Source organism: Pantoea sp. GW821-FHT03E06 (genome assembly GCF_059420725.1).
Genome location: NZ_JBWKUG010000001.1, coordinates 938,912 through 965,767 on the forward strand (window position 1 = coordinate 938,912; position 26,856 = coordinate 965,767).

26 protein-coding genes are annotated in these 26,856 nt (G+C 56.0%); 15 read left to right on the forward strand and 11 right to left on the reverse strand.

Going from position 1 to position 26,856, the window contains the following annotated elements; translation table 11 throughout:
* The first annotated feature begins 207 nt into the window (after positions 1-207).
* Positions 208-1,491 (forward strand): HAAAP family serine/threonine permease, encoded by a 1,284-nt coding sequence (locus AC07WB_RS04235; protein ID WP_494940080.1) that lies wholly within the window; start codon positions 208-210, stop codon positions 1,489-1,491.
* Positions 1,492-1,570: 79 nt separating this feature from the next.
* Here AC07WB_RS04235 and AC07WB_RS04240 read toward each other — a convergent pair whose 3' ends face one another.
* The 3 genes from AC07WB_RS04240 to dbpA all read right to left on the reverse strand — a co-directional run bounded on the left by AC07WB_RS04240 (position 1,571) and on the right by dbpA (position 5,918).
* Entirely contained in the window at positions 1,571-3,127 is a 1,557-nt protein-coding gene (locus AC07WB_RS04240; RefSeq protein ID WP_494940081.1) for a methyl-accepting chemotaxis protein, read from the reverse strand.
* A gap of 320 nt (positions 3,128-3,447) precedes the next feature.
* On the reverse strand, positions 3,448-4,410 hold the full coding sequence (locus tag AC07WB_RS04245; protein WP_345829924.1) for a chemotaxis protein: 963 nt from the start codon (positions 4,408-4,410) through the stop codon (positions 3,448-3,450).
* A gap of 128 nt (positions 4,411-4,538) precedes the next feature.
* Positions 4,539-5,918, reverse strand: coding sequence for an ATP-dependent RNA helicase DbpA (gene dbpA / locus AC07WB_RS04250; RefSeq protein WP_400454740.1), 1,380 nt, complete (start codon positions 5,916-5,918; stop codon positions 4,539-4,541).
* A 401-nt stretch (positions 5,919-6,319) separates the two neighbouring features.
* On the opposite strand from dbpA, the gene AC07WB_RS04255 reads away from it, so the two are divergent.
* Both AC07WB_RS04255 and AC07WB_RS04260 read left to right on the forward strand, forming a co-directional pair.
* Positions 6,320-6,517: a hypothetical protein gene (locus AC07WB_RS04255; protein WP_039333073.1), complete on the forward strand. Its 198-nt coding sequence runs from the start codon at positions 6,320-6,322 to the stop codon at positions 6,515-6,517.
* A gap of 72 nt (positions 6,518-6,589) precedes the next feature.
* Complete coding sequence (locus AC07WB_RS04260) at positions 6,590-6,787, forward strand: hypothetical protein (RefSeq protein ID WP_494940082.1); 198 nt, start codon at positions 6,590-6,592, stop codon at positions 6,785-6,787.
* Between the two features lie 28 nt (positions 6,788-6,815).
* Here the strand turns inward: AC07WB_RS04260 and AC07WB_RS04265 are convergent, their stop codons facing one another.
* Positions 6,816-8,177 carry an amidohydrolase family protein gene (locus AC07WB_RS04265; RefSeq protein ID WP_400454742.1) on the reverse strand — a complete coding sequence of 454 codons (1,362 nt, stop codon included), beginning with the start codon at positions 8,175-8,177 and terminating at the stop codon, positions 6,816-6,818.
* A gap of 87 nt (positions 8,178-8,264) precedes the next feature.
* A complete protein-coding gene (locus AC07WB_RS04270) occupies positions 8,265-9,125 on the reverse strand; it encodes a LysR family transcriptional regulator (RefSeq protein WP_494940083.1) in 861 nt (286 codons plus the stop codon).
* Between the two features lie 87 nt (positions 9,126-9,212).
* Here AC07WB_RS04270 and AC07WB_RS04275 point away from each other — a divergent pair, with 87 nt between their 5' ends.
* From AC07WB_RS04275 to yniD, 6 genes are all read left to right on the forward strand, one after another.
* Positions 9,213-10,373, forward strand: a complete 1,161-nt coding sequence (locus AC07WB_RS04275; RefSeq protein WP_097094789.1) for a cyanate transporter — start codon at positions 9,213-9,215, stop codon at positions 10,371-10,373.
* Between the two features lie 237 nt (positions 10,374-10,610).
* Positions 10,611-12,257 (forward strand): L-lactate permease, encoded by a 1,647-nt coding sequence (gene lldP, locus AC07WB_RS04280; RefSeq protein ID WP_097094788.1) that lies wholly within the window; start codon positions 10,611-10,613, stop codon positions 12,255-12,257.
* Positions 12,254-13,042 (forward strand): transcriptional regulator LldR, encoded by a 789-nt coding sequence (lldR, locus tag AC07WB_RS04285; RefSeq protein ID WP_345827195.1) that lies wholly within the window; start codon positions 12,254-12,256, stop codon positions 13,040-13,042. Before lldP ends, lldR begins: the two co-directional genes overlap by 4 nt.
* Positions 13,039-14,229: an FMN-dependent L-lactate dehydrogenase LldD gene (lldD, locus tag AC07WB_RS04290; RefSeq protein ID WP_097094786.1), complete on the forward strand. Its 1,191-nt coding sequence runs from the start codon at positions 13,039-13,041 to the stop codon at positions 14,227-14,229. Before lldR ends, lldD begins: the two co-directional genes overlap by 4 nt.
* Before the next feature lie 64 nt (positions 14,230-14,293).
* Positions 14,294-14,722, forward strand: a complete 429-nt coding sequence (locus tag AC07WB_RS04295; protein ID WP_097094785.1) for an OsmC family protein — start codon at positions 14,294-14,296, stop codon at positions 14,720-14,722.
* Between the two features lie 79 nt (positions 14,723-14,801).
* Positions 14,802-14,909: a small membrane protein YniD gene (gene yniD, locus AC07WB_RS04300; protein WP_097094784.1), complete on the forward strand. Its 108-nt coding sequence runs from the start codon at positions 14,802-14,804 to the stop codon at positions 14,907-14,909.
* Positions 14,910-15,023: 114 nt separating this feature from the next.
* On the opposite strand, the gene AC07WB_RS04305 is transcribed toward yniD, so the two are convergent.
* Both AC07WB_RS04305 and AC07WB_RS04310 read right to left on the reverse strand, forming a co-directional pair.
* Positions 15,024-15,257 (reverse strand): hypothetical protein, encoded by a 234-nt coding sequence (locus AC07WB_RS04305; protein ID WP_064740385.1) that lies wholly within the window; start codon positions 15,255-15,257, stop codon positions 15,024-15,026.
* A 111-nt stretch (positions 15,258-15,368) separates the two neighbouring features.
* The gene (locus AC07WB_RS04310; protein WP_007887091.1) at positions 15,369-15,539 is read right to left on the reverse strand and encodes a hypothetical protein; all 171 of its coding nucleotides are present in this window, start codon (positions 15,537-15,539) and stop codon (positions 15,369-15,371) included.
* A 213-nt stretch (positions 15,540-15,752) separates the two neighbouring features.
* Between AC07WB_RS04310 and AC07WB_RS04315 the strand changes: the two genes are divergently transcribed.
* Positions 15,753-15,920 carry a hypothetical protein gene (locus AC07WB_RS04315; RefSeq protein ID WP_176519132.1) on the forward strand — a complete coding sequence of 56 codons (168 nt, stop codon included), beginning with the start codon at positions 15,753-15,755 and terminating at the stop codon, positions 15,918-15,920.
* A 141-nt stretch (positions 15,921-16,061) separates the two neighbouring features.
* Here AC07WB_RS04315 and AC07WB_RS04320 read toward each other — a convergent pair whose 3' ends face one another.
* Positions 16,062-16,442: a winged helix-turn-helix transcriptional regulator gene (locus AC07WB_RS04320; protein WP_097094782.1), complete on the reverse strand. Its 381-nt coding sequence runs from the start codon at positions 16,440-16,442 to the stop codon at positions 16,062-16,064.
* A gap of 98 nt (positions 16,443-16,540) precedes the next feature.
* On the opposite strand from AC07WB_RS04320, the gene AC07WB_RS04325 reads away from it, so the two are divergent.
* The gene (locus tag AC07WB_RS04325; RefSeq protein ID WP_494940084.1) at positions 16,541-17,272 is read left to right on the forward strand and encodes an SDR family NAD(P)-dependent oxidoreductase; all 732 of its coding nucleotides are present in this window, start codon (positions 16,541-16,543) and stop codon (positions 17,270-17,272) included.
* Between the two features lie 36 nt (positions 17,273-17,308).
* Here the strand turns inward: AC07WB_RS04325 and AC07WB_RS04330 are convergent, their stop codons facing one another.
* Positions 17,309-17,956, reverse strand: coding sequence for a CPBP family intramembrane glutamic endopeptidase (locus AC07WB_RS04330; RefSeq protein ID WP_097094780.1), 648 nt, complete (start codon positions 17,954-17,956; stop codon positions 17,309-17,311).
* A gap of 217 nt (positions 17,957-18,173) precedes the next feature.
* Between AC07WB_RS04330 and AC07WB_RS04335 the strand changes: the two genes are divergently transcribed.
* The 3 genes from AC07WB_RS04335 (at position 18,174) to AC07WB_RS04345 (ending at position 21,860) form a co-directional block, all read left to right on the forward strand.
* Positions 18,174-20,759 (forward strand): bifunctional diguanylate cyclase/phosphodiesterase, encoded by a 2,586-nt coding sequence (locus AC07WB_RS04335; RefSeq protein ID WP_494940085.1) that lies wholly within the window; start codon positions 18,174-18,176, stop codon positions 20,757-20,759.
* Between the two features lie 311 nt (positions 20,760-21,070).
* Positions 21,071-21,370 (forward strand): I78 family peptidase inhibitor, encoded by a 300-nt coding sequence (locus tag AC07WB_RS04340; protein ID WP_097094778.1) that lies wholly within the window; start codon positions 21,071-21,073, stop codon positions 21,368-21,370.
* Positions 21,371-21,542: 172 nt separating this feature from the next.
* The gene (locus AC07WB_RS04345) at positions 21,543-21,860 is read left to right on the forward strand and encodes a hypothetical protein (RefSeq protein WP_494940086.1); all 318 of its coding nucleotides are present in this window, start codon (positions 21,543-21,545) and stop codon (positions 21,858-21,860) included.
* Positions 21,861-21,872: 12 nt separating this feature from the next.
* Here the strand turns inward: AC07WB_RS04345 and AC07WB_RS04350 are convergent, their stop codons facing one another.
* A complete protein-coding gene (locus tag AC07WB_RS04350; protein WP_097094776.1) occupies positions 21,873-22,124 on the reverse strand; it encodes a biofilm development regulator YmgB/AriR family protein in 252 nt (83 codons plus the stop codon).
* A gap of 392 nt (positions 22,125-22,516) precedes the next feature.
* Here AC07WB_RS04350 and AC07WB_RS04355 point away from each other — a divergent pair, with 392 nt between their 5' ends.
* Positions 22,517-23,821: a multidrug efflux MFS transporter gene (locus AC07WB_RS04355; RefSeq protein ID WP_345827190.1), complete on the forward strand. Its 1,305-nt coding sequence runs from the start codon at positions 22,517-22,519 to the stop codon at positions 23,819-23,821.
* On the opposite strand, the gene AC07WB_RS04360 is transcribed toward AC07WB_RS04355, so the two are convergent.
* Positions 23,760-26,840: a beta-galactosidase gene (locus AC07WB_RS04360; protein WP_494940087.1), complete on the reverse strand. Its 3,081-nt coding sequence runs from the start codon at positions 26,838-26,840 to the stop codon at positions 23,760-23,762. The genes AC07WB_RS04355 and AC07WB_RS04360 overlap by 62 nt on opposite strands.
* Between the last annotated feature and the right edge of the window lie 16 nt (positions 26,841-26,856).

The window sequence follows — 26,856 nt, forward strand, 5'->3', positions numbered from 1 at the left end:
TCATCCCGCGTCTCATGTCAAATAGCGCCCCATGCAATCGATTGCGCGCATGTTTCGTGCATTTACTGCGGCGCAAAACATCAGGACGCGTGAAATTGTGGTCTTTAAGCGTCATCCTTTGCGCAACGGCAGAGCTGCAAAGCCCGCGCCATAATTGGCAGCCACCGTTTGGCTGCGTTGATTAAGCTTTAACTTGTGGAGAGACAGATGGACAACTCACAAACCGGTACGCTTGGCACCGTTGAAACGGTAGCTAAGGGCTGGCGCAAGAGTGATACCGTGTGGATGCTGGGTCTGTACGGTACGGCGATTGGAGCGGGCGTGCTTTTTTTACCGATTAACGCCGGTGCAGGCGGGCTGATTCCGCTGATTATTATGGCGATTCTTGCCTTTCCAATGACCTATTATGCGCACCGCGCGCTGACGCGCTTTGTGCTTTCCGGTAAAAATCCCGGCGAAGACATCACCGAAGTGGTGGAAGAGCACTTTGGCGTCGGTGCCGGCAAGATCATCACCTTGCTCTACTTCTTTGCTATCTATCCGATCCTGCTGATGTACAGCGTGGCGATCACCAATACCGTCGATAGTTTTATCGTGCATCAGCTGGGCCTGGTTTCGCCGCCGCGTGTGCTTCTGTCGCTGATTTTGATCATCGGCATGATGACGGTGGTGCGCTTTGGCGAGCAGATGATTGTGAAAGCCATGAGCGTGCTGGTGTTTCCGTTTGTGGCCGTGCTAATGCTGCTGGCGGCTTATCTGGTACCGCACTGGCATGGCGCGGCGCTGGAAACGTTGTCCCTGAGCCAGAGCGGCAGTGGTATCTGGATGACGCTATGGCTGGCGATTCCGGTGATGGTGTTTTCCTTCAATCACTCGCCGATCATCTCCTCTTTTGCCGTCGCCAAGCGTAATGAGTACGGCGATGGCGCTGAGAAGAAATGTTCACGCATCCTGGCGAATGCCCATCTTTTGATGGTGTTTACGGTGATGTTCTTTGTGTTCAGCTGTGTGCTGAGCCTGTCACCTGCTGATTTAAAGGCGGCGAAAGATCAAAACATCACCATTCTCTCCTACCTGGCGAACCACTTTAATGTGCCGATGATTGCGTGGATGGGGCCGATCGTGGCGATGGTCGCCATTACCAAATCGTTCCTCGGCCACTACCTGGGCGCCCGTGAAGGTTTTAACGGCATGGTGGTGAAATCGCTGCGCAGCCGCGGTAAAAGTGTCACGCCGCAGCGCCTGAATCGTCTGACGACCGGCTTTATGCTGCTGACCACCTGGCTGGTGGCGACGTTGAATCCCAGCATCTTGGGGATGATTGAAACCCTGGGCGGGCCGATTATTGCGATGATTCTGTTCCTGATGCCGATGTACGCCATCCAGAAGGTGCCGGCAATGCGTCAGTACAGCGGTAAGATCAGTAACGTATTTGTGGTGATGATTGGCGTGCTGGCGATTTCTTCTATCGCGTATTCATTGGTGAATTAATCTTCGTCATCAACAAGGTGCGCATTAATGCGCACCTTACAATTTGGTAGGGTCGCCATTTATGGCGACCTGGCAAATCTTAAACCGCAGCCGTTTTAAACACGCTCATTGACTGCGCCAAACGATCCGCCTGCTCCTGCAACGCCTGTGATGCCGCTGAGGCTTCCTGCACCAATGCGGCGTTCTGCTGCGTTACCGCTTCCATCTGCGTAATCGCAGAGTTTATCTCGCTGATCCCGCTGCTCTGTTCGCTGCTGGCAATGGTGATTTCGCTCATAATATCCGCCACGCTCTTTACGCTGTTGACCACTTCACCAATGGTGGAACCCGCATGCGTCACCAGACGGCTGCCTTCATCCACTTTCGCGACAGAATCCTCAATCAACACCTTGATCTCTTTAGCCGCAGAAGCAGAACGTGCTGCCAGATTACGCACTTCGGTGGCGACCACGGCAAAACCGCGACCTTGTTCACCCGCGCGCGCCGCTTCGACGGCAGCATTGAGGGACAAGATGTTGGTCTGGAAGGCAATGGAGTCAATCACGCTGATAATATCGACGATCTTCTTCGATGACAGGGTAATGGCTTCCATTTTCTCAATCACCTGTCCCATCACCACGCCGCCTTCTTTGGCTACGCTCGAGGTATTGGCGACCAGTTGATTGGCTTCGCGCGCATTCTCGGCATTGTGTTTCACCGTGGCGGTCATCTGCTCCATGGCGGAAGCCGTCTCTTCCAGCGAGCTCGCCTGCTGCTCGGTACGTGAGGAGAGATCGATATTGCCGCTGGAGATCTGATTTGACGCCACCGCGATGGTATCGGAACCCGCGCGCACGTCCGAGACGATGGTCAAAAGATTGTCGTTCATCGCCTGCAGCGCCTGCATCAGCACGGCGGTTTCATCTTTGCCGGTGACTTCAATGTGTGAGCTCAGATCGCCCGCCGCCACTTTCCCGGCAACTTCTACCGCTTCGTTGAGCGGACGCACAATTGAACGCGTCAGCATAAAGCCCAGTACGATAGCGGCAGCAATGGCGATAGCGGAAAAGATCAGCGTCATTTCAATCGCCGATGAACCGTTATCAATAATTTTTGTGCCTTCCTGTTCCAGCTGTGCCGATTGAGAATTGGCAAAGGCTATCGCGCTATCCAGAAACGCGTTTTGCGTTTCGGTGATGGATTTCAGCACATAGGTGCTGGCCGCATCCGCATTGCCCGCGCGCACCAGCTCCAGCAACGCCTTTTTCTCTACTTCGAACTTGTCACTGGCGGCCAGCAACCCGGCAATTTTCTTTTTACCCACTTCAGTTACCTGAACCGCTTTGATTTTATTCATCGCGCTATTGGTATGTTCGGTGGCATCGGCGAGTTGCTGATAGCGTTTGACATTATTTTCGGGGCGCGTGGTATCAATCACGATGCCGCGCAGGTATTTAATCTGATCGTTGACGCCATCACGCACATCAAAACCGAGGCGCACTTTCACATAGCGATCTTCCACGATTGATGTGATGCCGGTTTTGATAGTGTTGATTTTGCTAATTGATGTCACACCGACGATGACGAGCAGTGCCACCACTAAACCAAAGGCGATGCCCAGACGGACGCCGACCTTCATATTCTTTAAGCTCAACATTGGATCTCCCCGTAATGCCAAAAATTGATGTTTCAAGATGGAAGCGCAGGCAAGGCGCCCACAGCAGGTTGATGTTTTTAAAGGTGAAAATAATTACGCAGCGTGACAAAACTGGTATGGCAGCACCGGCGCAAGCGCTTTCTGTTATCGGTTGTTAATGTTTTAACTTTAATTTTTTAGAGGTAGGTCACAGTTTGGTGAATGGTGTAAACGAGGATTTTTGGCTGGCATTAGATATGTGCGTATGAGGTTGCCATAAATGGCGGATGCGGATTTCGTAGGGTGCGCATTTACGCGCACCGGGAAAAGGGCGAAAGGATTTAACGCGGCGTTTTCAGCACGCTGTGGATCACACTGGAGAGCTCATTGATTTCGAATTTTGCTACGTATCCATCGGCGCCCACTTTGCGCACGTGATCTTCGTTGGCGCTGCCGGAGAGCGACGAATGGATCACCACCGGGATATGGCGCAACACGTTATCGCGCTTGATATTACGCGTTAAGGTAAAACCGTCCATCTCTGGCATTTCGAGATCGGTCAGTACTAACGCGATCTTATCGTGGATCGACTCCCCGTTAGCCGCGGCTTCTTTTTGCATCTCGGTAATTTTGATCCAGGCTTCAAGCCCGGTGTTATGCATGATGGCCGGTATGCCCATGCTTTTCAGACCCTGCTCCAGCAGCTGGCGCGCCACTTTGGAATCTTCCGCCACAATAGCAACCTGACCCGGCTTCAAATTGAAATCTTTGGCCGTCTCTGCGCTTGGCTCAACGCCACGCACGGAAGGGATCACGTCATAGAGAATCTGCTCAACGTCCAGTACCATCGCCAGATTATTGCTCTGACCATCGGTATCCAGGCAGGCGATACTGGTGATGTTACGGCTACCAATGCCCGCTTCCGCAGTATGCACCTGGCTCCAGTCGAGACGGACAATATTCTCCACGGATTCAACGGCAAACGCCTGGGTGCTACGGGCATATTCGGTCACCAGCAGCAGATTCAGTCCGGTCTCTGGTTTACAGCCGGTCACCGCAGGCAGATCGATTACCGGTATAAACTGACCACGAATGCTCGCCATGCCCAGCAGCGGTGATTGCATACCTGCCGCGCGCGTAATGGTTGGCATGGGCACAATTTCACGCAGCTTAAAGACGTTGATGCCATATAGCTCAGATTTGCCTTTCAGCTGATCGGAACCCAGGCGGAACAACAGCAGTTCGAATTTATTGGAAAGCGCAAGATTGGCGCGTTCATCGATCTCTTTCTGAAAATTATCCATCATGGCCTCGGGGCTGAATCTGGGCAGGGCAAAATCGCCATGATTAACTTATCGGCAGAAGGGCGAAAAAATGAAGGGAAAGGGGATGAAATTTTAGCGTGAGAGCGACGCCCTCACGCTTGAGGAGATTACTTCAGCAGGATGGCACGCACGCTTTTGCCTTTGATCTTGCCCTCTTTCAGCTTGATCAGCGCTTTTTTCGCCTGTGCGGCATCAATAGCAACATAGGCATGCGTTGCGGTCATGTCGATCTTGCCAATCTGATCGCCGCTGAATCCGGCTTCACCGGTCAACGCGCCGAGGATATCACCCGGACGGATTTTCGCTTTGCGGCCGCCATCAATGCACAGCGTCATTTTCGTGGCGGGCAACGGCGTCGCGCTGCTGCCTTTCAGCGTGCTGGAGGAAACCCAGTTGAGTTTCTGCTGCAGATACTCCTCCAGCGCATTCGCGCGCACCATTTCGTCGGGAGCCACAAAGCTCACCGCCAATCCCTTTTCACCCGCGCGCCCGGTACGACCGATACGGTGAATGTGTACCTCCGGATCCCACGCCAGCTGGAAGTTCACCACTAAGGCCAGCGATTTAATATCCAGACCGCGCGCGGCCACGTCGGTGGCGATCAACACCCGGATGCTGCCGTTAGCGAAGCGAATCAGCACGCGTTCACGATCGCGCTGCTCGAGATCGCCATGCAGCGCCAGAGCACTGATGTTGCGTTCATTTAGCGCAGCGGCGATGTCATCGCATTCACGTTTGGTATTACAGAACACCACGCACGATGCCGGCTGCTGCTGGCTGAGCAGGGCTCCGAGCAGGCTGTGACGCTCTTTGGCGCTGGCTTCAATAAACTGCTGCTCAATGGCCGGCAGTTCAGACTTATCTTCAGTGGCCACCGCCAGCGCATCGCGCTGGAAACGCTGGCTGAGGCTGGCAATGGTATCTGGCCAGGTTGCGGAGAACAGCAGCGTTTGCCGTGTTTCGGGGGTGAAACCAATAATCGCTTCCATATCGTCGCGGAAGCCCATCTCCAGCATGCGATCCGCTTCGTCCAGCACCAGCGTTTGCAGCTGGCTGAGATCGAGATTGTCGCGCTTGAGGTGATCGAGCAGACGGCCCGGCGTGCCCACCACGATATGCGGCGCATGGACCAGCGAGTCGCGCTGCGCGCTCATCGGCTGGCCGCCACACAGCGTCAGGATCTTAATATTGCGGGTAAAACGTGCCAACTGGCGCAGAACGTTACTCACCTGGTCGGCCAGTTCGCGCGTGGGGCAGAGGATCAGCGCCTGCGTATGAAACTGGCTGTTATCGATGCGGTTCAATAAGCCGACACCAAATGCGGCGGTTTTGCCGCTGCCGGTTTTCGCCTGCGCACGCACGTCGCGCCCTTCCAGAATGGCGGGCAGGGAAGCGGCCTGAATCGGCGTCATGGCGTCGAAACCCATCTCGCGCAGGTTATCGAGTTGGCTGGCAGGCAGTTGCGTCAGGGTAGAAAAAGCAGTCACGGAAATGTCTCTAATTGCGGGTAGGATTGCGGCGGTCAGTCTGGCAGAAAGGGCGGTGATCGGCAATGGCAAAAGCGCAGGTGGTTTACCCCGGAAACCAGTTAGCCTTGCCACCTCATTGTTTAGATTATGAGCGAAAACTATCGCATAGTTCTAATGTTTTTGCGGTTGATTTTGTTGCGCCATGAGGGGGGTAGCATCAGACATCTTTAGCCAGTTGGGGTGATTAGCAAGAATTTGCCGCTTATTCAGCGCTTATTCGCCACCCTTTTGCAGGCGTTATGCTTATGTGTGCCTAAGGGCTGGGAAAATTCTGATTAAAGATTATGGTCGATTTGCTTTATATTTAGCGCGCCATTTGGCGAACGATTAAAACCCAAGATACTTCAGAGGTCATTTCATTGAGTCATTATGTCCAGGGACAAAACGAAGACATTCTGAAAATCGTCGGCCGCGCCGTGTTAACGCTGCATCTGCATGGGGAAACGTTATCTTCGGATAAAGTGAGCTCTATGATTGCCTGTTACGCGGAAGAAGAGCCTGTCAGCGACGATGAAAACCAGCGATTGTATGCGCTGGCGATTCAGATGCTTTCGTAAATCCAGCACTCATCGGGTGCGCGCATGCCACCCTTTTTATGTCGTACGTAAAGCCTCCTTGCGGAGGCTTTTTTGTTGCTGGCAGGACTCGAATGCGGGACGGTCGCCATCAATGGCGTCAATCTGATTCGCGCAATGATTGGGAAGGTCGCCATTAATGGCGTCAATATGATTCGCGCATTGATTGGGACGGTCGCCATAAATGGCGTCAATCTGATTCGCGCATTAATTGGGACGGTCGCCATAAATGGCGACCCTACAACACTGTAGGGTGCGCATTTATGCGCACCTGGGAACATCAGGCGCTGAACACCGGCAATCCGCGCTGGAAGGTGGCGCGCACCGGGGAAATGCGTGCCACGGCTTCGGCGGAACAGCTGGCCTCGACCAACATCATGCTGGCTTCATCGTCCAGCTGGGGCCACTGCCGCTCGCCCTGATTCGACAACGGCAAAATTCCGCCGGTGGCTATGTGCAGCGCACGACTTAAGCCAAACTCATCAGAACCGCGATACAGCTGCGCATACACATTGGCTTTTTCCAGCATGCTGCCGCTACCAAACGGCGACCAGTGATCGATCACGCTATCGGTACCGGTCATCACCGTGATGCCCGCCGCCTGGAGCTGCGGCAGCGGCATGGTCAGCTTACCGATTGGGATGGTAGAAGCCACGCTCATCTGCTGCTCGGCCATGCCGGCAATCATCTGATCCAGCGCTTTGCCTTCAAGCGTTGCGAGCGCAAAGCCATGGCTCAGCGTGACTTTGCCTTTCAGCTGTGGATTTTTCGCGATGGTATCGATCATGTACTGAATGGCCGCCACGCCGGAGGGCGAGGTTTCGTGCAGGTGGATATCTACGCCGCGCTGGAAATCAAGCGCTATCTGGAACATCGCATCCAGCGACGCCTGCATCGCGCCATCCACGTTGGTTGGATCGAGTCCGCCGACGAACTCGACGCCCATCTGCATCGCTTCACGCATTAATCCATCAACCTTCGAGTGCAGCAAACCATGCTGCGGAAAAGCGACAATCTCACACGGGAATTGCGGATGGTTAGCCAATGCCAGCTTGAGATGCTCAAGACTTTTCAGGCCGCTAACCGGATCGATATTGCAGTGGCTGCGCGCTTCGGTGGTGCCTTTACTGTGCAACAAGCCAATGATCGCTTCGGCGCGTGCCTGTGAGGTGGGCAGCAGCTGCGGGATCAGCACCTGTTCCCGGGCAATCATATCCATGATGGTTTTGCCCTGACGCGGACGTGGTGCTTGCCACGGACCGCCGTAGAAGGTTTTGTCGAGATGGATATGCATATCGCGGGTGCGCGGCAGCAGCAGAGCGCCGTTGGCATCCCACTGGGGTAGCGCGGCATTACGGGCCTTGCCTGCCGGTTCAATCGCGGCGAATTTGCCCTCTTTGACGGTGATGTCATACAGCGCGGTGCGCGTGGCAATCACGTCGTTACCGTCGCGCTCAAAACCCTCTTCGAGGCGCACATTGAGCAGCTGGTAATGGGCGACGCGCGGGGGTGGAGTATGAGGCTGCGTTTTTTCAGGCAATAACGGTGAAGCTTGTCCGGCGTAGCTGATACCGGCTGCCAGCAGGCTACCGGCGGCGGTCAGACTAAGAAATTCGCGACGGCTGGGAGAGGTGAGTTGCATCAGAGGCTCCATCAAATGAAAACGCCTAATCTGGCAAAACCCGGCGCGGGGCGCTGCGATATTTTCCACTGACTGGCAGTGGGAAAATCACTGCCACTGCAAATGGCAAAACCTGACCAGCGCGGCGGACAGTGCCTGTTGCAAATCGTCCTGCGGCGAACGGCAAAACAGTGCCAGTTCAAAATGGCTGATGTCAGGTAAACCTTCAGCTTCGCCTAATACGCGATGTTCAGGCAGGCGACAGCTGGCGGGCAGCAGGGTGACACCCAATCCGGCGGCGCTGGCGCTGGCAAGCGCGACGAGGCTGGCGCTGCTGTAGCTGATGCGCCAGCCGCGGCCAAGGTGATCCAGCGTCTGCGCCATCTCTTCGCGATACAACCCGAGCTGCGGGAACACCACCAGCGGTACCGGCGTTTGCTCAAAGCAGGGATGCGCGGCGCTATCCAGCCACAGCAGCGGCTCCGGGCGCGAGGCCAGCGGCCGCTCGCCGCCCGGCTGCTTGATCAACATGATATCCAGCTCTTCGCGCTGCCACGCGCGGTGTAGATCGACATACATGCCGCTCATGACATCCAGCCGTAGCTGCGGATGCTCGCGGCTGAATTCCGCCAGCAAACTGGCCGTGGGCGCGGCGAAATCTTCCGGTACCCCCAGGCGCAAAATGCCATCGCGCCATTTGTCGCTCAACACATCGTGCGCTTCGCCGTTCAGGGCAATAATGCGCCGCGCATAACCGAGTAGTTTTTCCCCCTCTTCGGTTAACGCCACCTGATGCGACGTCCGCTCCAGCAGCGCTTTACCTATCATCTCTTCCAGACGGCGTACTTGCTGGCTGACGGTAGATTGCGAAAGATGCACGCGCTCTGCGGCGCGGGTAAAGCTGGTGGTTTCGCATACCGCCACAAAACTGAGCAGCTGCTGCGGAGTAAACATCGGTTGACGATTCATTTTTCCACTGGTCGCTATGGTGTTATTTCATTTCCAAATAGTACTGACTGCTGCGATGCTGGCAACCTTTTCACTATTGGATTGCGTATGAACCGACATTCCAACGGACTGACGCTCGCCGCTTTAGTGCTGGCTGGGCTGAATATGCGTCCGTTACTGACTTCAATTAGCCCGCTGCTCGGCCAGTTACGCCAGGCGATGGGGCTCTCTCCGCTGGCCGCCTCACTGCTGCCCGCCGTGCCGATGGTGATGATGGGGGCGGTTGCGCTGCTCAGCGCCTCGCTGATGCAGCGCGTGCCGCTGCAACGATTATTATTGGGCGGCTTAATCCTGTTATTGCTGGCGCTGCTGGCACGTGGCGTGATCCATGACGGCAGTTGGCTGGTGATCAGCGCCTTGTTCGGTGGACTTGGCGTGGGCGTGGTACAGATGGCGATGCCGGGATTGATCCGTCAACGCTTTGCCCAGCGTAGCGCACCGGTGACCGGCTTATGGGCCGGCGCGCTGATGGGCGGCGGCGGGCTGGGAGCGGCGCTGTCGCCATGGCTCAGCGCGCAGTTCGGCTGGTCGCTGGCGCTAACGGGCTGGGCGCTACCGGTGCTGCTGGCAATAGCATTGTGGCTGTGCGTGCGCGTGCCTGCCGCAGCCAGCAGGGAGAAGATTGTGCTGCCAGCGCTGTGGCGCAAGCCGCGCGCCTGGACGCTGGCGCTGAGCTTCGGGCTGGTGAACGGCGGTTATGCAACCTGTGTTGCCTGGTTGCCGGATGCCTACCATCATCTTGGCTGGTCGGCGCAGGCCGGTGGCTCGCTGCTGGGGGTGATGATTCTGTGTCAGGTGGCTGGAGCGTTATTGATGCCGCTGCTGGCGCGCAAGGCCGATCGCCGTCCACAGCTGATTATTAGCCTGATTTGTCAGTTGCTCGGCATGAGCGGCTTTCTGTTTGCACCGCTGCTGGCACCGTGGCTGTGGGCCGCAATTGCCGGTTTTGGCCTGGGCGCGGCGTTTCCGCTGGCGATGGTATTGGCACTCGATCACCTGCCGCATCCACAGGCTGGCGCACGGCTGGTGGCGTTTATGCAGGGGGCGGGTTTTATCATCGCCGGCTGCATGCCGTTTATCGCGGGCCAGCTTCAGGCATTCACCCACAGTTTCAGCAGCGTCTGGCTGATGCAAACCCTGGTGACAGTTGGGCTAATTGTGCTCAATCTGCGCTTCCATCCCCGCAGTTATGGTCGGGCCTTTGGTTGAATTAACGATAATTGGTCCTACCAAAATCGTTAAATGTTGCCATATCGTCACATAACACGAAAAATCACACCTGCTTCGTTGCTTTAGGTTAACAATGCATTAACTATCTGGAGCCAGAAAGCCCGGCGCCCTGAATGTGGTCCTACCAATTCAGGGCAGAACAGGGCAATAGCGGCGGCGCTCACCTGCATTAGCCGATGCGCCGCCCCCCTTCTGGTCACCTCTGGAGTAAACGGCATGCAGGTATGGCAACAAAACTACGATCCGCTCGATAATTTGTGGCTCTCCAGCCTTGTGGCGGTGATCCCGATTGTGTTTTTCTTCTTCGCGCTGATTAAGCTCAAGCTAAAAGGCTATCAGGCGGGTACCGCCACCGTGGTGATTGCGCTGCTGGTGGCGCTGTTCCTGTACGGTATGCCGTTAGGCCAGGCGCTGGCATCCGTGGTCTACGGATTTTTATACGGTTTGTGGCCCATCGCCTGGATTATCGTCGCGGCGGTGTTTGTCTACAAAATCTCGGTAAAAACCGGCCAGTTCGACATCATTCGCGCCTCGATCCTGACGATAACGCCCGATCAGCGTTTGCAGATGCTGATCGTCGGCTTCTGTTTCGGTGCCTTCCTCGAAGGTGCGGCGGGCTTTGGTGCGCCGGTGGCGATCACCGCCGCGCTGCTGGTGGGTTTGGGTTTCAATCCGCTGTATGCCGCAGGGCTTTGCCTGATTGTGAACACCGCACCGGTGGCGTTTGGCGCGATGGGCATTCCGATTATTGTTGCCGGGCAAGTGACCGGAATCGACAGCTTCCAGATTGGACAGATGGCGGGGCGTCAGCTGCCGTTCCTCACCATGATTGTGCTGTTCTGGATCATGGCGATCATGGATGGCTGGCGCGGCGTGAAAGAGACCTGGCCGGCGGTGATCGTCGCAGGCGGATCCTTTGCCATCGCCCAGTTCCTAAGCTCTAACTTTCTTGGCCCGGAACTGCCTGACATTATCTCCTCACTGGTATCGCTGGTCTGCCTGACGCTGTTTCTGCGCCGCTGGCAGCCGGTGCGCATTTTCCGCTTTGAGCAGGCCGCGGTCGATGCGAACAATACGCAGCAGCGCTACAGCCTGGGCCAGATTGTGCGTGCATGGATGCCATTCCTGTTTCTCACCGCCACCGTAACGCTGTGGAGTATTCCGCCGTTTAAAGCGCTGTTCGCCAAAGGCGGCGCGATGTATGACTGGGTGTTCACCGTGCCGGTGCCGCTGCTGAATGAACTGGTGGCGCGCATGCCGCCGGTGGTGAACGCGGCGACGCCATATCCGGCGCTGTTCAAGTTTGATGTGTTGTCGGCCACCGGGACGGCTATTTTGCTGGCGGCGGTATTGTCTGTCATCTGGCTGCGCATGAAGCCGAAGGCGGCAATCGAGACCTTTGGCGAAACGCTGAAGGAGCTGGCGCTGCCGATTTACTCCATCGGTATGGTGCTGGCATTTGCCTTTATCTCCAACTATTCCGGCCTGTCGGCGACCTTAGCGCTGGCGCTGGCGCATACCGGTAATGCCTTTACTTTCTTCTCGCCGTTCCTTGGCTGGCTCGGCGTGTTTCTTACCGGTTCAGATACCTCATCGAACGCGCTGTTTGCTGCGCTACAGGCAACAACGGCGCAGCAGATTGGCGTGTCGGATGTGTTGCTGGTGGCGGCGAATACCACCGGCGGGGTAACCGGCAAGATGATTTCACCGCAGTCGATTGCCATTGCCTGTGCCGCCGTTGGGCTGGTGGGCAAAGAGTCGGATCTGTTCCGTTTCACCGTCAAACATAGCCTGATCTTTACCTGCATGGTCGGCGTGATTACCACGCTTCAGGCTTATGTCCTCACCTGGATGATTCCATGACTGAAAACACGCCGCGCTCAGCGGATACGCTACGGGCGCGCCTTTGCGCCTGGATGAGTGAACGCCAGCTTGAGCCGGGGATGCGTTTACCCTCGGAACGTGCGCTGTCAGCCGAATTGGGTGTTTCGCGCTCGTCGCTGCGCGAGGCGATTCAGCAGCTGATCAGCAGCGGCGTGTTAATCAGTAAACGCGGCGGCGGCACCTGGCTGTGTCAACCGCAGGAGCCGTGGCCGGAGCAGCGTATCGTTGAGCCGATTCGTCAGCTGCTGGCCGCCGATCCCGATTATCGCTATGACATTCTGGAAGCACGCCACGCTATTGAAGCCAGTACTGCGTGGCATGCGGCGTTACGCGCCACGGAATCTGACAAAGAGAAGCTGCGTTACGCCTTTGACGCGCTGCTGAAGATGCATGAGAGCGACGATCCCGATCTCGCCGCGCAGGCCGATCTGCGCTTCCATCTCGCCATCGCCGAAGCCTCACATAACGTGGTGCTGCTGCAAACCATGCGCGGTTTTTTCGATCTGCTGCAATCTTCGGTGCTGCACAGCCGTCAACGCATGTATACCCATCCGGTGATTTTCAATCGCCTGCACGAACAGCATCAGGCGATGTTTGATGCGGTCATGGCCGGCGACGCTGAAGCCGCGCGCCAGGCGGCGATGGATCACCTCGGTTTTGTGCACACCACCATGAAAACTCTGCATGAAGATGAAGCGCGGCAGGCGCGGATTACGCGTCTGCCGGGCCATGATTTACCTCAGCATAAGGAAAAAAACGGATGATCATTTCAGCTGCCAGTGACTATCGCGCCGCGGCGCAACGCATCTTACCCCCGTTCCTGTTTCACTATCTGGACGGTGGCGCCTATGCCGAGCACACGCTGAAGCGCAACGTCGCCGATCTCTCCGATGTCGCGCTGCGCCAGCGCGTGCTGAAAAATATGTCGGAACTGAGCCTTGAGACCAAACTGTTCAATGAAACTTTATCGATGCCGGTGGCGCTGGCACCGGTGGGACTGTGCGGCATGTATGCGCGACGCGGCGAAGTGCAGGCGGCACGTGCCGCGGCGCTGAAAGGCATTCCCTTTACGCTCTCTACGGTCTCGGTTTGCCCAATCGAAGAGGTGGCACCGGCGATTAACCGTCCGATGTGGTTCCAGCTCTACGTGCTGCGCGATCGCGGCTTTATGCGCAATGCGCTGGAGCGTGCCAAAGCCGCCGGTTGTACCACGCTGGTATTCACCGTTGATATGCCGACACCGGGCGCGCGCTATCGTGATGCGCACTCGGGGATGAGCGGCCCGAATGCGGCCATGCGCCGTTACTGGCAGGCGGCAACGCATCCGCAATGGGCGTGGGATGTGGGGTTACATGGCCGTCCGCACGATCTTGGCAATATCTCTACCTATCTTGGCAAACCGACCGGGCTGGAAGATTACATTGGCTGGCTGGCGAACAACTTCGATCCGTCGATCTCCTGGAAAGATCTGGAGTGGATCCGCGAATTCTGGGATGGACCGATGGTGATCAAAGGCATTCTCGATGCCGACGATGCGCGCGATGCGGTGCGCTTTGGCGCCGACGGCATTGTGGTGTCAAATCATGGCGGGCGCCAGCTGGACGGCGTGCTCTCTTCAGCGCGCGCGTTACCGGCAATTGCCGATGCGGTAAAAGGTGACATTACCATTCTGGCCGACAGCGGTATTCGTAGCGGATTGGATGTGGTGCGCATGATCGCGCTTGGTGCCGATAGCGTGCTGTTGGGCCGCGCTTTTGTGTATGCATTGGCAACGCATGGTCAGCGCGGCGTGGAGAATTTGCTCAATTTGATTGAGAAAGAGATGAAAGTGGCGATGACGCTGACCGGTGCGAAATCCATTCACGAGATTACGCAGGCGTCGCTGGTGCAGGCCAATGCGCTGCTGAGCGAGGCAGGATTGAGCCCGGCACGGCCGCGCGCGGTGAGCTAAGCGCCAGCAAAATCAGGGAGGTTGTCTATACTCATTACCTGTCGAACTAAACAGGAGGAATGACATGACCATTCATAAGAAAGGATCGGCCCATTGGGAAGGCGACATCAAAGGCAAAGGAACGGTAAGTACTGAAAGCGGCGTGTTGAGCAATCAACCGTACGGTTTCAACACCCGTTTTGAAGGGCAGAAGGGTACCAACCCGGAAGAGCTGATTGGTGCAGCACATGCCGCTTGTTTCTCCATGGCATTGTCGCTGATGTTGGGCAATGAAGGACATAAAGCGACCAGTATCGATACCACTGCTGATGTGTCGCTGGATAAAAAGGGCGAGGGTTTTGCCATCACCAAAATCGCGCTGACCAGCGCCATTGTGCTGCCAGGCATTGAGGATGCGAAGTTCGATGAGATTATCCAGAAAGCCAAAGCGGGCTGCCCGGTGTCTCAGGTACTGAACGCTGAGATCACGCTCGACTATACGCTGAATAAATAATCGCCCTTCCGGGTGACCAGCGTTAGAATTAACAATGCGCCTCAGGGCGCATTGTTGCTTTCTGTCATCTGGAGGGTGCGTGGCAAAAAAACTGGCTGCAACCAAACACTGGAAAATGATAGTGGTGCTGTTATGCATCTGTGGCGCGCTGATGCTGATTCGCTGGGCGGCCATGTTATGGGGCTAAAAGACTGGATTTGCAGCCACAAGCTCGGCGTGCTGGTGATGGTGATTTTAGTGCTGGAGCTGCTGCACTATCTGCTCACGGCGTCGTGGTTCCCGTGGCAGATTAGCTAATCAATCAGGCGTACTCGCCGTCTGTCTGGCGTACGTTACGCACGCTGCTGCGCGCAATGCGATAAGCCTTGCGTGGATCGCCCGCCACAAACTCAAAGGTTGGCGAGAAGTAAAACGGCAGCCAGCCGCCGAAGCCGCTCTCCCATTCCCAACGCACGGGGCAGGGCCAGAGAATGCCATCATACAAAATGTAATAAACCCAGCGTCCGTTTGGACGACGGGGGCGAGATGTTTTCATTGGATTCACAACGGTAATAGTGAAAAGCAGCTTATATTTTGAACGCTACAACCCATTCTTGCAATGCCGTCTGGCTGTTTTTTGCGCAACTGTAATAAAACTGGCACCGAATTAACGGTGCACTTCGCCACAAAGTAAGACCACGTTAGGCCGAACTTTATGGATGCGATCGGCCATTTGCTCACAGGCCACTTTGGTTGGGTAAATCCGCTCCGATACCGGCAACGCATCGCAGGCATCATGCCCACACGCGCTCACTAACAAAACAAAACCAATCAGCATACTCAGACTCCTTTAACACCTTCTCGCTGGTACGGAATGTGTGGCTGGTCGTTCCCTTTTTTGATCCAGTATAGCTAAACGCGTCGGGAGTCAATTATCACCCTGAGCGGCTTTCTTGTTCGGTCGGCAAGATTATACCCATCGTGGCGCGCATCAGCAGCGTAATCTGGGCTAAACTGTGCGGCCCTGACAATAATGATGAGTGAGTAAACCATGTCTAACGAAATTGCCCATCCGGCCAGCAGCCCTAAACAAGCCGCCCTGCAGCTGGTGATTGAACTGGTCCGCGCGGGAAAACTGAGCCCGCTGCACGGCGATGCGTCAAATATGATCTCCATTTACGAGCAGTTCAAAAACCATTTCGAAGCGGAAAAAGCGTAGTTTTTCTGGTCAGCGATCGCCATGAATGGCGTAATGCCGCTCATTTAAGCCATAAAAACCGCGTTATGCAGGTGCGCATGAATGCGCACCCTACGAAAACCCTACGGTTAACTGACGACCATTACGCCATGCATGGCGGCCCTACAACAGCGCTTCTGCATGAGTGCGATCATACTCTGCCTGCGCGCGTTCCAGCGCAGGGCCATGCTCCAATGCCCAATCGTACAGCGCGATAAACGGCTGCTGTAGCGTCTGCGCCAGCGGCGTCAGGCTGTATTCCACCCCGATGGGTGCCGTGTTCAGCACCTCACGATTCACTAACCCATTGCGCTCCAGACGCTTTAACGCATCCGCCAACGCTTTATGAGTAATGCCATCCAGTCGCCGGCGAATTTCATTAAACCGCGCAGGCTGAGTGCAGAGCACGGTGAGAATTAAAATCGACCATTTATTGGTGATGTGCTCCAGGATTGGACGCGTTTTTCCTACCTCTCTCAAGCTGTTACCGTTGATTTCTGCCATGGCGATATACTCCGCGATATCTGGTATAAATAAAGTGCGTAATTGATATCAAGTATAAAATATATACCATAAGCTTTCTACCCAACCGGAGAAAGCAAATGAGCAGATTGGAAAAAAAAGTGGCCGTCGTCCTGGGCGGTGCAAAAGGGATTGGGCTGGCAATCAGCCAGCGTTTTGCCAGCGAAGGCGCGACAACCTGGTATACCTCGCGTCGTGATGAAGAATTACAGGCGGCCGGCAGCACCATTACCAGTAATGCGCACCCGTTGCGTGCCGATGTGAGCCAGCAAAGCGAACTCACCCGCATTATGGAGACGATCAAGACCGAAGCCGGGCAGCTGGATGTGCTGGTGATTAACGCGGGCATGGCCGAGTACGCCACCATTGATGAGATCGGCGCGGAGCATTTCGATCAGATCTTCGGCCTCAATGTGCGCTCGCCGGTCTTCGCTTTGCAGGCAGCGCTACCGCTGCTGAAACCTGGCGCCAGCGTGGTGCTGATTGGTTCGATCGCCGATGTCATTGGTACGCAGGGTTATGGCGTTTACAGCGCCAGTAAAGCGGCGCTGCGCTCCTTTGCGCGCACCTGGACGCGTGAACTCTCCGCGCGTGGCATCCGGATTAATGTGGTGGCGCCTGGGCCCATTGATACCGATATGATGCAGGCGGCTTCTGAAGAGGTGCGCACGGGCATCACCAGCACCATTCCGCTGAGCCGCATGGGCAAGCCAGAAGAGGTCGCTAACGCGGTACTGTTCCTCGCCAGTGACGAGAGCAGCTATATTGCCGGGGCAGAGATCTGTGTGGATGGCGGTTTAACGCAGGTGTAAGGCGCTAGGTTTACGGCCATCGTATGATGGCTGTTTTCAGGCGAAATACCAGGCGGGCAGGATCGCAATCAGGTTATTCAGCGTATGCAGGAAAATCGGGAGCGCGAGGCTATTGCTGCGCAGGCGCGCATAGCATAATAGCAGCGAAAACAGCGTTAAGGCGACCAGCGTTTCCCAGTGCACATATTGGGTATGCATGGCGGCGAACAGCAGGGATGTCAGCAGCATGCAGGCAAAACGGCTTTTTGGCGCCCACAGTAGAAAACCTTGCAGTAAGAATCCGCGAAACAGCACTTCTTCAAACACCGGTGCCAGCAGCACCGCCGTCAGCAACAGAATTAGCATGGAGCTGCGTCCCTGCTGGGATTGCGCAATCAACCAACCTTCCGGCTGCAAAAACTGGGTTTGTGCCACCATCAACGCAAACAGCAGGCCAATAAACAGCAGCGCCTGCAGCGGACGCACATAGCCAAGCGGAATATCGCTACGACGCTGGCAATAAAAGCGGTAGAGCGGGTAGATCACGGCGAATTCAAATAAGCAAAGTACCGGCATCAGCAAGCCATCGTTACGCAGCACCCCATAGTTGGGAAACAGCGTAACAAGCATGGTCACAAGGTAATAGACCACAAAGCTACCAACGTAGAAGAGCGTTAACGTAACTTTGTCGGATTGCGTATCCATAGGCGACTCAGCGGACAGAGGAGAGCGCATAGTAGCAACGGCGGTGATCGCTGTCGAGGTGGTGTGCTGCACATTTGCGCTGTTCAAATATTCCACCGCCAAGGCTAAATCTGCGACGGCCAGCGCCGATAACCGATCAAACCTTACAGGGTGGAGAGGGGCGGTTGTTGCCCCTCATCCGCCTCTTTTCGCCGCCTGCATTTTACGAGCAATGCGCATGAATTCTGAGTATCACCGGCACCCGGCGTTAAACGCCAGGGCCAATATGGAGGCACATACGGTTCGGGTGACGCGGCGCAGTCTTCGCACCTTATCCTCGCTGCTGTTTGGCGTACTGCTTCTCTCTGTTGTAATGGTGCTGGTTATCGCCCATCGACAAAACCGCGACGCGATCCGCCAGGACGTCAATTTGATGCGTCAGGCGTGGCAGCAACAGCAGCAGGAGATGATTGTTGATGCGCGAGATTACGCCAACTGGGGCGAAGGCTGGAAAAACCTGCATCTCACGGTAAACAAAGTCTGGGCCTGGGATGAAGAGAACTTTGGCGCGGGGCTTTACAAGGAGTATCACTACGACGGTGTCTTTGTTGTCGATGGTGCCGGTAAAACCCGTTATGCGGTGGTTCGCGGCAAATTATCCGATGTGTCACTTGAGAGTTGGTTAGGTGCGCAAAGCGCGCTGTTATTGAACTCGGCGCGCACCCTGCGTGACGGAGTGGCGCGCAACGTTATCATAGATAACAACCCGGCGATTATGGTGGCCGCCCCCATTACGCCGGGAAAAGTCCCCGATTTACCAAGCCTTCCCGGTCCCGCTTCGGTGATGGTGTTCATCAATGTGTTTACCCCGGATAAACTGCAGGCGCTGGGTAAATCGCTAAATGTAATTGCGCCGCGTATCGCTGCGGATGTAGCCGATGCGCGGTATGAGCCGCGGCTGGTAGAGCCGGTGTTGCAGGGTGAAGCGATGGTGATTCGCTGGCAGCCGAAAGATCCGGGCTTTGGGGTGATCTGGCTGATGATGCCGCTGCTGCTGTTCACGGCGCTGGCCGTGACGCTAGTTACGCGTCGGGTGCTGCGCCATGCTTTGCACAATGCCGTCATCTCCGATCGGCGCTTTGCATTGCTGGCCATCAGCCAGCGCGAATTGGCTGACAGCGAAGAACGCTTTCGCGATCTGGCGGAAGCCGCGTCGGACTGGATTTGGGAAATCGACGATCGCGGGTGTCTCTGCTATCTCTCGTCGCGTTTTGCCGTGGTAACCGGCCATGAAGTGAAAAGCTGGATGGGGCGCCCGCTCGATCAGCTCCTCAGTCATCCTAGCCATTCGCTGGTCTCCTGGCTGATGCGTCAGGGAGAAGAGGTGCAGCATGTGCCGCTGCGCTGCCAGTTTATGTCAGCCAGCGGCGAGCGACGTATTGGACAGCTGATGGCGAAGGCTATTCGCCGCAGCGGCCTGCGCACGGGGTTTCGTGGCACGGTGTCAGATATCACCCATGAAGTGGATGCAGAAGCGCGCATTCAGTTTTTGTCACGCCACGACATGCTGACGGGATTGGCCAACCGCGTCCAGCTGCAGGAGTATTTAACCGCGTATCTGGAGCGCGTCAGTGAAGAAGATCCGCTGTTCATCATCAGTTTTGATATCGACCAGTTCAAGCCCATCAACGATACCTGGGGCCACGCGGTGGGAGATGAGGTGCTGAATGAGGTTTCACAGCGCTTAAAAAGCCTGCTGGCACCCAATGAGCTGGCGGCGCGTCTTGGCGGCGATGCTTTTATTCTGCTGCTGCGTGAAAACAGTCGCGCGGGGGTGGAATATCGCTGTCGGGCACTGCAACACATCGTTCATCAACCGATTTTCAGTGGCTCGCATCAGATCAGTTTGACCGCCAGTATGGGCATTGTTTCTGCGCCACAGGATGCGGCACAGCCGGAAGCGCTGCTGCGGCTCGCGGATATTGCATTGAGCCAGGCCCGCAGCGCCGGTCGCGATCAATGGATGTGGTACTCCAGCGATATGGCGAATCACCTGCAGTCAAAACGCGAAATGGTGCAGGCGATTGAACAGGCGCTGCAGTCAAACGCGTTTACGCTGCACTATCAGCCGCGTTATCAGCTGCAAAGCGGGCAGCTGGCGGGGGCTGAAGCGCTGATACGCTGGCAGGTCGCGGCGGGACAATGGATCACACCTGACCGCTTTATTCCTCTGGCGGAAGAGAAAGGGTTAATCACCGCCATCAGCGACTGGGTGCTAATGCGTGCCTGTCTCGATGCCTGTCACTGGGGCGAACATCGCTATGTTTCGGTGAATATTTCGCCGGTGGAGTTCCGTAATAGTGATTTGGTCAAGCGCGTCGCGCATGCGCTGGACATCAGCGGATTACCCGCGACGCGGCTGGAGCTGGAAATTACCGAAAACGTCACTTTCGAAAACCCGGATCGCGCGCTGGAGATCATGCAAGGTCTGCGCGCGCTTGGCGTGCGTTTAACCGTGGATGATTTTGGTACCGGCTATGCGGCGCTCGGTTATCTGAAAGCCTTCCCGTTCAATGGCTTAAAGATTGATCGTTCGTGGATGAAAGAGTTCCCAGAGTCGCAGCAGGCACAATCGGTGGTGGCCGGTATTGTGGGGCTGGCACGCGCGTTTGCGCTCACCATCACCGCAGAAGGGATCGAAACCGAAGCGCAGTTAAATGCGCTAAAAGCACTTTCTTGCGAGGAGGGACAGGGATATTTCCTGGGGCGTCCGATGCCGTTAGCGGCGTTTAATGCGCGGTTACAGGAGGAAGTTGCATCGTAGGGTCGCCATTCATGGCGACCAACCACATGCAGTGACTCAACGCACTCTAATCGCTACAAACGTCATCAATGCGGCGAAGCCAACAAAAATCACCAGTTCCATAATGACCTCCTCTAAGAATTGTCTTAGGTAATTTTAGTGGCTGAAGGATTGTTTTTTAGACAGTGCGTGCGATTAATCTTAAAAATTGAGAAGAAGATCGCGCTTTAAAGCCGATCCAGACCCACTATCTGCTGTAAAAATTTTCGCTTCACGGTCGTGCTTTGTTACTCTCACCCACCGGTTGTCTATTTATCCAGGAGGAGAAACTTGTGACCCATTATGGAAAAGCGCTGCTGGTTACGGCCTTGTTTGCCCTGACCGCCTGCCAGTCTGCCAGCAAACCTGACACCAGTGCGGCGGCCAGCCACGATCCGGAAACCGATCAGTGTGGCGCATCGCAATATCAGAACTATGTTGGTCAACCGTTATCGACCCTCGACAACAAGCGCTTTGCCGTTCCGGTACGCGCGATTCCCTGGAATTCAGCGGTAACGATGGATTTCAATCTGCGTCGGGTGAATTTCGCGGCGGATCAGAGCGGTAAGATTTCACGGGTTTACTGCGGATAACACTAAACCGACATTGCATTGTCATCCGGCTGTCACAGCGCCGGGCGAGGATAGCTGCGCACTACGGAGATTTCCTCGTCACTCTCGAATATGCAATGCTCGTCTTATTTCTTCCCGCTTCGGCGGGAATTTTTTTATCGGTTGGCGTAATGCCGCCAATTGAGGAGTGATGATGAGACATACCAAAAAATTACTGTTGTTAGCCCTGCTGGTAAGCCCGCTGGCGCAGGCATCAAGCGAAGCGGCCTGGCAGCAGAACGACAACAACAGACTACAAAGCTGTCTTAAGGCCAGTGGTCTGAAGAGCGTGAAAGTGGTCGGCAAGCCGATCCAGTATGACGACCGCGTCGGTATTGATGCGCTGCTGCTGGAAGGCCGCTATCCGCAGAAGCATATGAAGAACCAGGTCGGGCGCGAGCTGTGCCTGTATCAGCGTCAAAGCGGTAAGGCGTTTGTCAGCGAAGCCGACCAGCTGCGCGCGGTGAAATAATCCTTCGGGCTGCTACTTCTGCGGCCCTGATTCCAGCAGTTTTGCCAGCAGCGCACGATAGCTTTGCAGCTGCTGCTCATCTCCGGCAAATTCCAGCTTATCGATTACGCGCGCAATAATGGCTTTGCTGGTCGCTGGCTGCCCTTCATCCATCATTTCGCGCATGATTGCCGCCAGCAAATCGCTCTCATGAGGCGCATGCCAGGCCGGACTGTTGAAGTAGTCGGTAATCGCCCGACTGGCGCTGTTTGGTTGGGTTCTCATGGCTGACCTCCGCAGAGACAACGATGCCCGCCGCCTGAGAGTAGCAGCATGGGGAAATAAGGTTTAAGCATGCGGACTGTCCAGAACGGGCAGTACGTCGCCAGCGATGGCTGGTTGTTTTTTAAACATAGATGCGGTGATGACGATTGTCAGTAACGAGTAGACATATTTTTTCACGTTTGCCGGTCATCAGGATGCGCTTATCTTGCGGGGAAAGAGGTTTCAGCACATAAAGCCACTAAAAAAACGCTCTCTTGCATGATTTGCTGTGAGCAGAATCACGCTCAACAGCGTAAAACTGCGTTTTTACCCCGATGCCATGTTTTGCCGTCCAGTAATGTTACGGGATTGTTAGACTGAACCCTCGTTTCATTCTTCTGACGCTCACGCCCATGTTACGCTCCATCGAGTCCTGGAAAGTTAATCTGATATCGGTCTGGTTTGGCTGTTTTTTTACCGGTCTTGCCATCAGTCAGATCATTCCCTTCCTCCCGCTGTATGTTGAAGAACTCGGGATTCATGGCGGTAATGCGCTTAGCGTTTGGTCAGGGCTCACCTTTAGCGTCACCTTCATTGTGTCTGCGGCCGTTGCGCCGTTGTGGGGCAGCCTGGCAGACCGTAAAGGGCGCAAGCTGATGCTGCTGCGCGCCTCGTTTGGCATGGGCGCAGTGATCTTAATGCAGGCTTTTGTCACTCAGGCGTGGCAGTTGCTGCTGCTGCGCGCACTCATGGGGCTGACCTCCGGCTATATTCCAAATGCGATGGCGCTGGTGGCGGCGCAGGTGCCGCGTGAACGCAGCGGCTGGGCGCTGAGCTGTGTATCTACCGGTCAGATTAGCGGGGTGATCCTTGGCCCGATGATTGGCGGCCTGTTGGCGGACTGGCTCGGATTACGCATGGTGTTTATTGTCACTGCGGTATTGCTGATGGTGAGCTTCCTGGTGACGCTGTTCCTGATTAAAGAGACCGGTTATACCCCGGTCAGCAAGAAAGACAAATTAAGTGGACGTGAGGTGTTTCGCAGCCTTGATAACCCGCGTTTGATGCTGTGCTTATTTATCACCACCATGGTGATCCAGATGTGCAACGGCTCGGTAAATCCAATCCTGACGCTGTTTGTGCGCGAACTGGCACCGAATGCGCAGAACATCGCCTTTCTCAGCGGCGTGATTGCTGCGCTACCGGGCTTCTCAGCGCTGATCTCAGCTCCGCGGCTCGGTAAATTGGGCGACCGTATTGGCACGCAGCGCATTCTCATCGCCACCATGATCGCCTCGCTGCTGCTGCTGGTGGCGATGTCATTTGTCACCAGCGCCACTCAGCTTGGTGTGCTGCGTTTCTTGCTGGGATTCGCCGATGGCGCCATGATGCCAGCAGTGCAAACGTTGCTGGTACGCCATTCACGCGATAACGTCACGGGCCGCATCTTCGGCTATAACCAATCGTTTATGTATCTGGGGAATGTGGCGGGGCCGCTGCTGGGGGCTGCAGTTTCGGCAGCCACCGGCTATCGCTGGGTCTTCTTCGCTACGGCGATGGTGGTATTCGCCAACGTGGTGTTGCTGCGTCGTTTTTATCGCCGCCCGAAAACCACGCTGACTCCACCGTTGAGCCAGCGTGATACAGCGGAAAAACCTACTGATGCAGCGTCAACGCGTAGTACCAGCGCTGCTGAGAAAGCAAAAACTCCGGGCTAACGCTCGGACTCCAGGAATCATCACCGCCGACGCCCATATGGAAGCCATCGAGATGCAGCCAGCAGCCATCCTCTTCCTGTAATAAGTGGCGATGCGAAGTTGCGCGCAGCTGTTCAAGGCTGTAACGACTGAGCGAGAAAGCGAAATCACCGCTGACCTGTAACCCATTGCACATTAAATGACGCGTGCCACAGCGCAAGCCATTTTCCCCCGGAAACACATACGCGGTGCTGAGCGCCGCCAGCGGAAGCTGCCAGCGGGAAAACTGCGCTGACAGCTGGCGATCCGGATAGTTTTCGTGTGGTCCCAGACCGAGCCAGTTCACCTGCTGTGGTGCTTGTATCAGCTGGCAGCGCAGGCCGATGCGAGCCGGAGGCGGTAAGCCCGGCGCCTGTTCCACCTGCACGCTTATCGACAACTCACCATTGCCACCAATTTGATAGCGTTTGTGACTGGTGAAAACCACTTCTCCGTGAGCCAGCCACTGATGCCAGGTTTCAATCAGCACGCTATGTTTCAGGCTATCGACCTGCATATCCACCAGCACCGCTTCTAGCGCATCGTAGCCCGCTCGTTTCCAGCGCTCGACCCACGCGTTGGGGTCAATGTTAGCGGCTTCGCTGGTGCCGATATCGTTATCAATCGGCGCACGAATAAAGCACTCCTGCAGCGGCGTCAGAAGCGTTTCTTCATCATCTACCCACCATTGCAGCAGCTCGCCGCTGCGGCGGGAGAAGTGCCAGCACTGCTGCGGCAACACCACCGCCACCAGCTCGTGATTGGCGATAAGCTCAGGTGCGGTGGCGCTGAGCGTTGGCGCGCGCGCAGGCAGTGCCGCAGGCAGCGGCCACTGATCCCAGGCGACGCGGGCATCCGCTTCGGACCACGGGGTGGCGTTACGTTGATAAACCGCCACGTTGAGCCAGGCATTGCCCTGCAGATTCTCACTGACTGGCAGCGTAAACGACTGGTGACCTTGTGCCGCGAGATCGAGCGGCCATTCACCGCTGGCCAGGGCGATGCCGTCCTGCTCAATCGACCAGCGCAGGAGCTCGTTATCGCTGCGGCGGAACAGATATTCGCTGCTGACGGTAAAGCGATACGCATTGGTAGCATCTGGCTGGAACTGGAAGAATTGCTGCGCTCGCTGCGCCTCAAACAGCGCCGGATGCGGCGAGCGATCGGCAAAAACTAAGCCGTTCATACAGAACTGACGATCGTTGGGCGTATCGCCAAAATCGCCGCCGTAGGCTTGCCATGCCGCGCCGTTATCGTCATAGCGCGTCAGGCTTTGGTCCACCCAATCCCAGACGAAGCCGCCCTGCAAGCGCGGGAACTGCCGGAAGGCTTGCCAATACTTTTCGAAGCCGCCGAAGCTATTGCCCATCGCATGCGCATATTCACACAGGATCAGCGGGCGCGTTTCGCCAGGCAGGCCAATCCACTTCTTCAGCGACCATTTTGGTACGGCGGGGAAGGGCTGATCCTGATCGACGCGTGCATACATGGGGCAGACGATATCAGTGGCGGCCGTGTTTGCGCCGCCACCTTCGTACTGTACCGGACGGGTGGGATCGCTGCTTTTCACCCATTGATAGAGCGCATCGTGCGTGCTGCCGTGGCCGGATTCATTCCCCAGCGACCAGATAATAATGCAAGCATGATTGCGGTCGCGCTGCACCATGCGCGTCACGCGTTCGCTGTACGCGGCAAACCAACGCGGATCGCTGGAGAGCCGATTCATTGGCTGCATGCCGTGGGTTTCAATGTTGGCTTCATCCACCACGTACAAACCGTACTCATCGCATAGCCGATACCACAACGGATGATTGGGGTAGTGCGCGCAACGTACGGCGTTGAAGTTATGGCGCTTCATCAATTCGATGTCGCGGCGCATGCTGGCTTCATCCACCACCTGGCCGTTTTCCGGATGGTGCTCGTGGCGGTTAACGCCGCGGATCAGCAGCGGCTTGCCGTTCAGGCACAGTTGGCCGTTCTCAATGCTGACGCGGCGGAAGCCAACGTCATAGGCTTCGGCCTCCAGCAGCATGCCATTTTCATCCAGCAGGCTAACCACGGCGCGATAGAGATGCGGCGTTTCGGCACTCCACAGCAGCGGTTGGTGAACCGGCAAGATCAGCAACGCGCGCTCTGGATAGTGACCGCGCTCGTCGATGATAGCGCTGCCGGGTGCTTGTTCTTGCTCCACAATACAGCTTTCGCCGCGCCACAAACTGACGCGCAAACGGCACTGCGCAAGCTGGCGAGTGCCCGCATCGATTTTGACGCTAACGCGCAGATCGCCGCGCAGGTATTCCGGGCTGAGCGCGGTTTCAATTTGCACGTCTGCCAGCTGCGTTGCTGGTTTATGCAGCAGCGTGACGTCCCGGAAGATGCCGCTCATACGCCACATATCCTGATCTTCCAGGTAGCTGCCATCGCTCCAGCGCAGCACCATCACGGCTAAGCGGTTTTGGCCCGGCTGTAACGCTGCGCTGAGATCAAATTCAGCGGGCAGGCGGCTGTCTTGCGAATAACCGATCCAGTGGCCGTTACACCACAGGAAAAATGCCGAGTTGACGCCATCAAAAATAATGCGCGTTTGACCCTGTTGCAGCCAGCCATTATCCAGATTAAATGTGAGCGAATAACATCCTGTGGGGTTTTCCTGCGGTACATATGGTGGCGTCACCGCAATCGGATATTGTACGTTGGTATAAATCGGGGTATCGAAACCATGCAACTGCCAGTTAGCGGGTACGGGCAGGGCGCGTGCATCAGGCTGATCCTGCTGCAGCCAGCTTTGCGGCACCGCTTCAGGCTGGGTGAAGTAGCTGAAGGTCCATTGACCGTTAAGCGACATGCGCGAGGGCGATGGGCGATCGTCGCGCGCATCCAATTCATCGCGCCAGCTGGCAAACGGTGGATGCGCATCCAGCCGGTTAAGGCTGGTGATCACCGGATTTTCCCAATCCCGGCGCGCCAGAATTTCACTGAGGGAAACAGCAGATAACTTCATGATAAGATCTCATTTA

Excerpts from the sequence above, each read along its gene's own strand:
- AC07WB_RS04235 (WP_494940080.1), top strand. The coding sequence starts at position 208 with ATGGACAACTCACAAACCGGTACGCTTGGCACCGTTGAAACGGTAGCT.
- AC07WB_RS04240 (WP_494940081.1), bottom strand. The coding sequence starts at position 3,127 with ATGTTGAGCTTAAAGAATATGAAGGTCGGCGTCCGTCTGGGCATCGCC.
- AC07WB_RS04245 (WP_345829924.1), bottom strand. The coding sequence starts at position 4,410 with ATGGATAATTTTCAGAAAGAGATCGATGAACGCGCCAATCTTGCGCTT.
- AC07WB_RS04265 (WP_400454742.1), bottom strand. The coding sequence starts at position 8,177 with ATGCAACTCACCTCTCCCAGCCGTCGCGAATTTCTTAGTCTGACCGCC.
- AC07WB_RS04270 (WP_494940083.1), bottom strand. The coding sequence starts at position 9,125 with ATGAATCGTCAACCGATGTTTACTCCGCAGCAGCTGCTCAGTTTTGTG.
- AC07WB_RS04275 (WP_097094789.1), top strand. The coding sequence starts at position 9,213 with ATGAACCGACATTCCAACGGACTGACGCTCGCCGCTTTAGTGCTGGCT.
- lldP (WP_097094788.1), top strand. The coding sequence starts at position 10,611 with ATGCAGGTATGGCAACAAAACTACGATCCGCTCGATAATTTGTGGCTC.
- lldR (WP_345827195.1), top strand. The coding sequence starts at position 12,254 with ATGACTGAAAACACGCCGCGCTCAGCGGATACGCTACGGGCGCGCCTT.
- lldD (WP_097094786.1), top strand. The coding sequence starts at position 13,039 with ATGATCATTTCAGCTGCCAGTGACTATCGCGCCGCGGCGCAACGCATC.
- AC07WB_RS04295 (WP_097094785.1), top strand. The coding sequence starts at position 14,294 with ATGACCATTCATAAGAAAGGATCGGCCCATTGGGAAGGCGACATCAAA.
- AC07WB_RS04305 (WP_064740385.1), bottom strand. The coding sequence starts at position 15,257 with ATGAAAACATCTCGCCCCCGTCGTCCAAACGGACGCTGGGTTTATTAC.
- AC07WB_RS04310 (WP_007887091.1), bottom strand. The coding sequence starts at position 15,539 with ATGCTGATTGGTTTTGTTTTGTTAGTGAGCGCGTGTGGGCATGATGCC.
- AC07WB_RS04315 (WP_176519132.1), top strand. The coding sequence starts at position 15,753 with ATGTCTAACGAAATTGCCCATCCGGCCAGCAGCCCTAAACAAGCCGCC.
- AC07WB_RS04320 (WP_097094782.1), bottom strand. The coding sequence starts at position 16,442 with ATGGCAGAAATCAACGGTAACAGCTTGAGAGAGGTAGGAAAAACGCGT.
- AC07WB_RS04325 (WP_494940084.1), top strand. The coding sequence starts at position 16,541 with ATGAGCAGATTGGAAAAAAAAGTGGCCGTCGTCCTGGGCGGTGCAAAA.
- AC07WB_RS04330 (WP_097094780.1), bottom strand. The coding sequence starts at position 17,956 with ATGGATACGCAATCCGACAAAGTTACGTTAACGCTCTTCTACGTTGGT.
- AC07WB_RS04335 (WP_494940085.1), top strand. The coding sequence starts at position 18,174 with ATGAATTCTGAGTATCACCGGCACCCGGCGTTAAACGCCAGGGCCAAT.
- AC07WB_RS04345 (WP_494940086.1), top strand. The coding sequence starts at position 21,543 with ATGAGACATACCAAAAAATTACTGTTGTTAGCCCTGCTGGTAAGCCCG.
- AC07WB_RS04350 (WP_097094776.1), bottom strand. The coding sequence starts at position 22,124 with ATGAGAACCCAACCAAACAGCGCCAGTCGGGCGATTACCGACTACTTC.
- AC07WB_RS04355 (WP_345827190.1), top strand. The coding sequence starts at position 22,517 with ATGTTACGCTCCATCGAGTCCTGGAAAGTTAATCTGATATCGGTCTGG.
- AC07WB_RS04360 (WP_494940087.1), bottom strand. The coding sequence starts at position 26,840 with ATGAAGTTATCTGCTGTTTCCCTCAGTGAAATTCTGGCGCGCCGGGAT.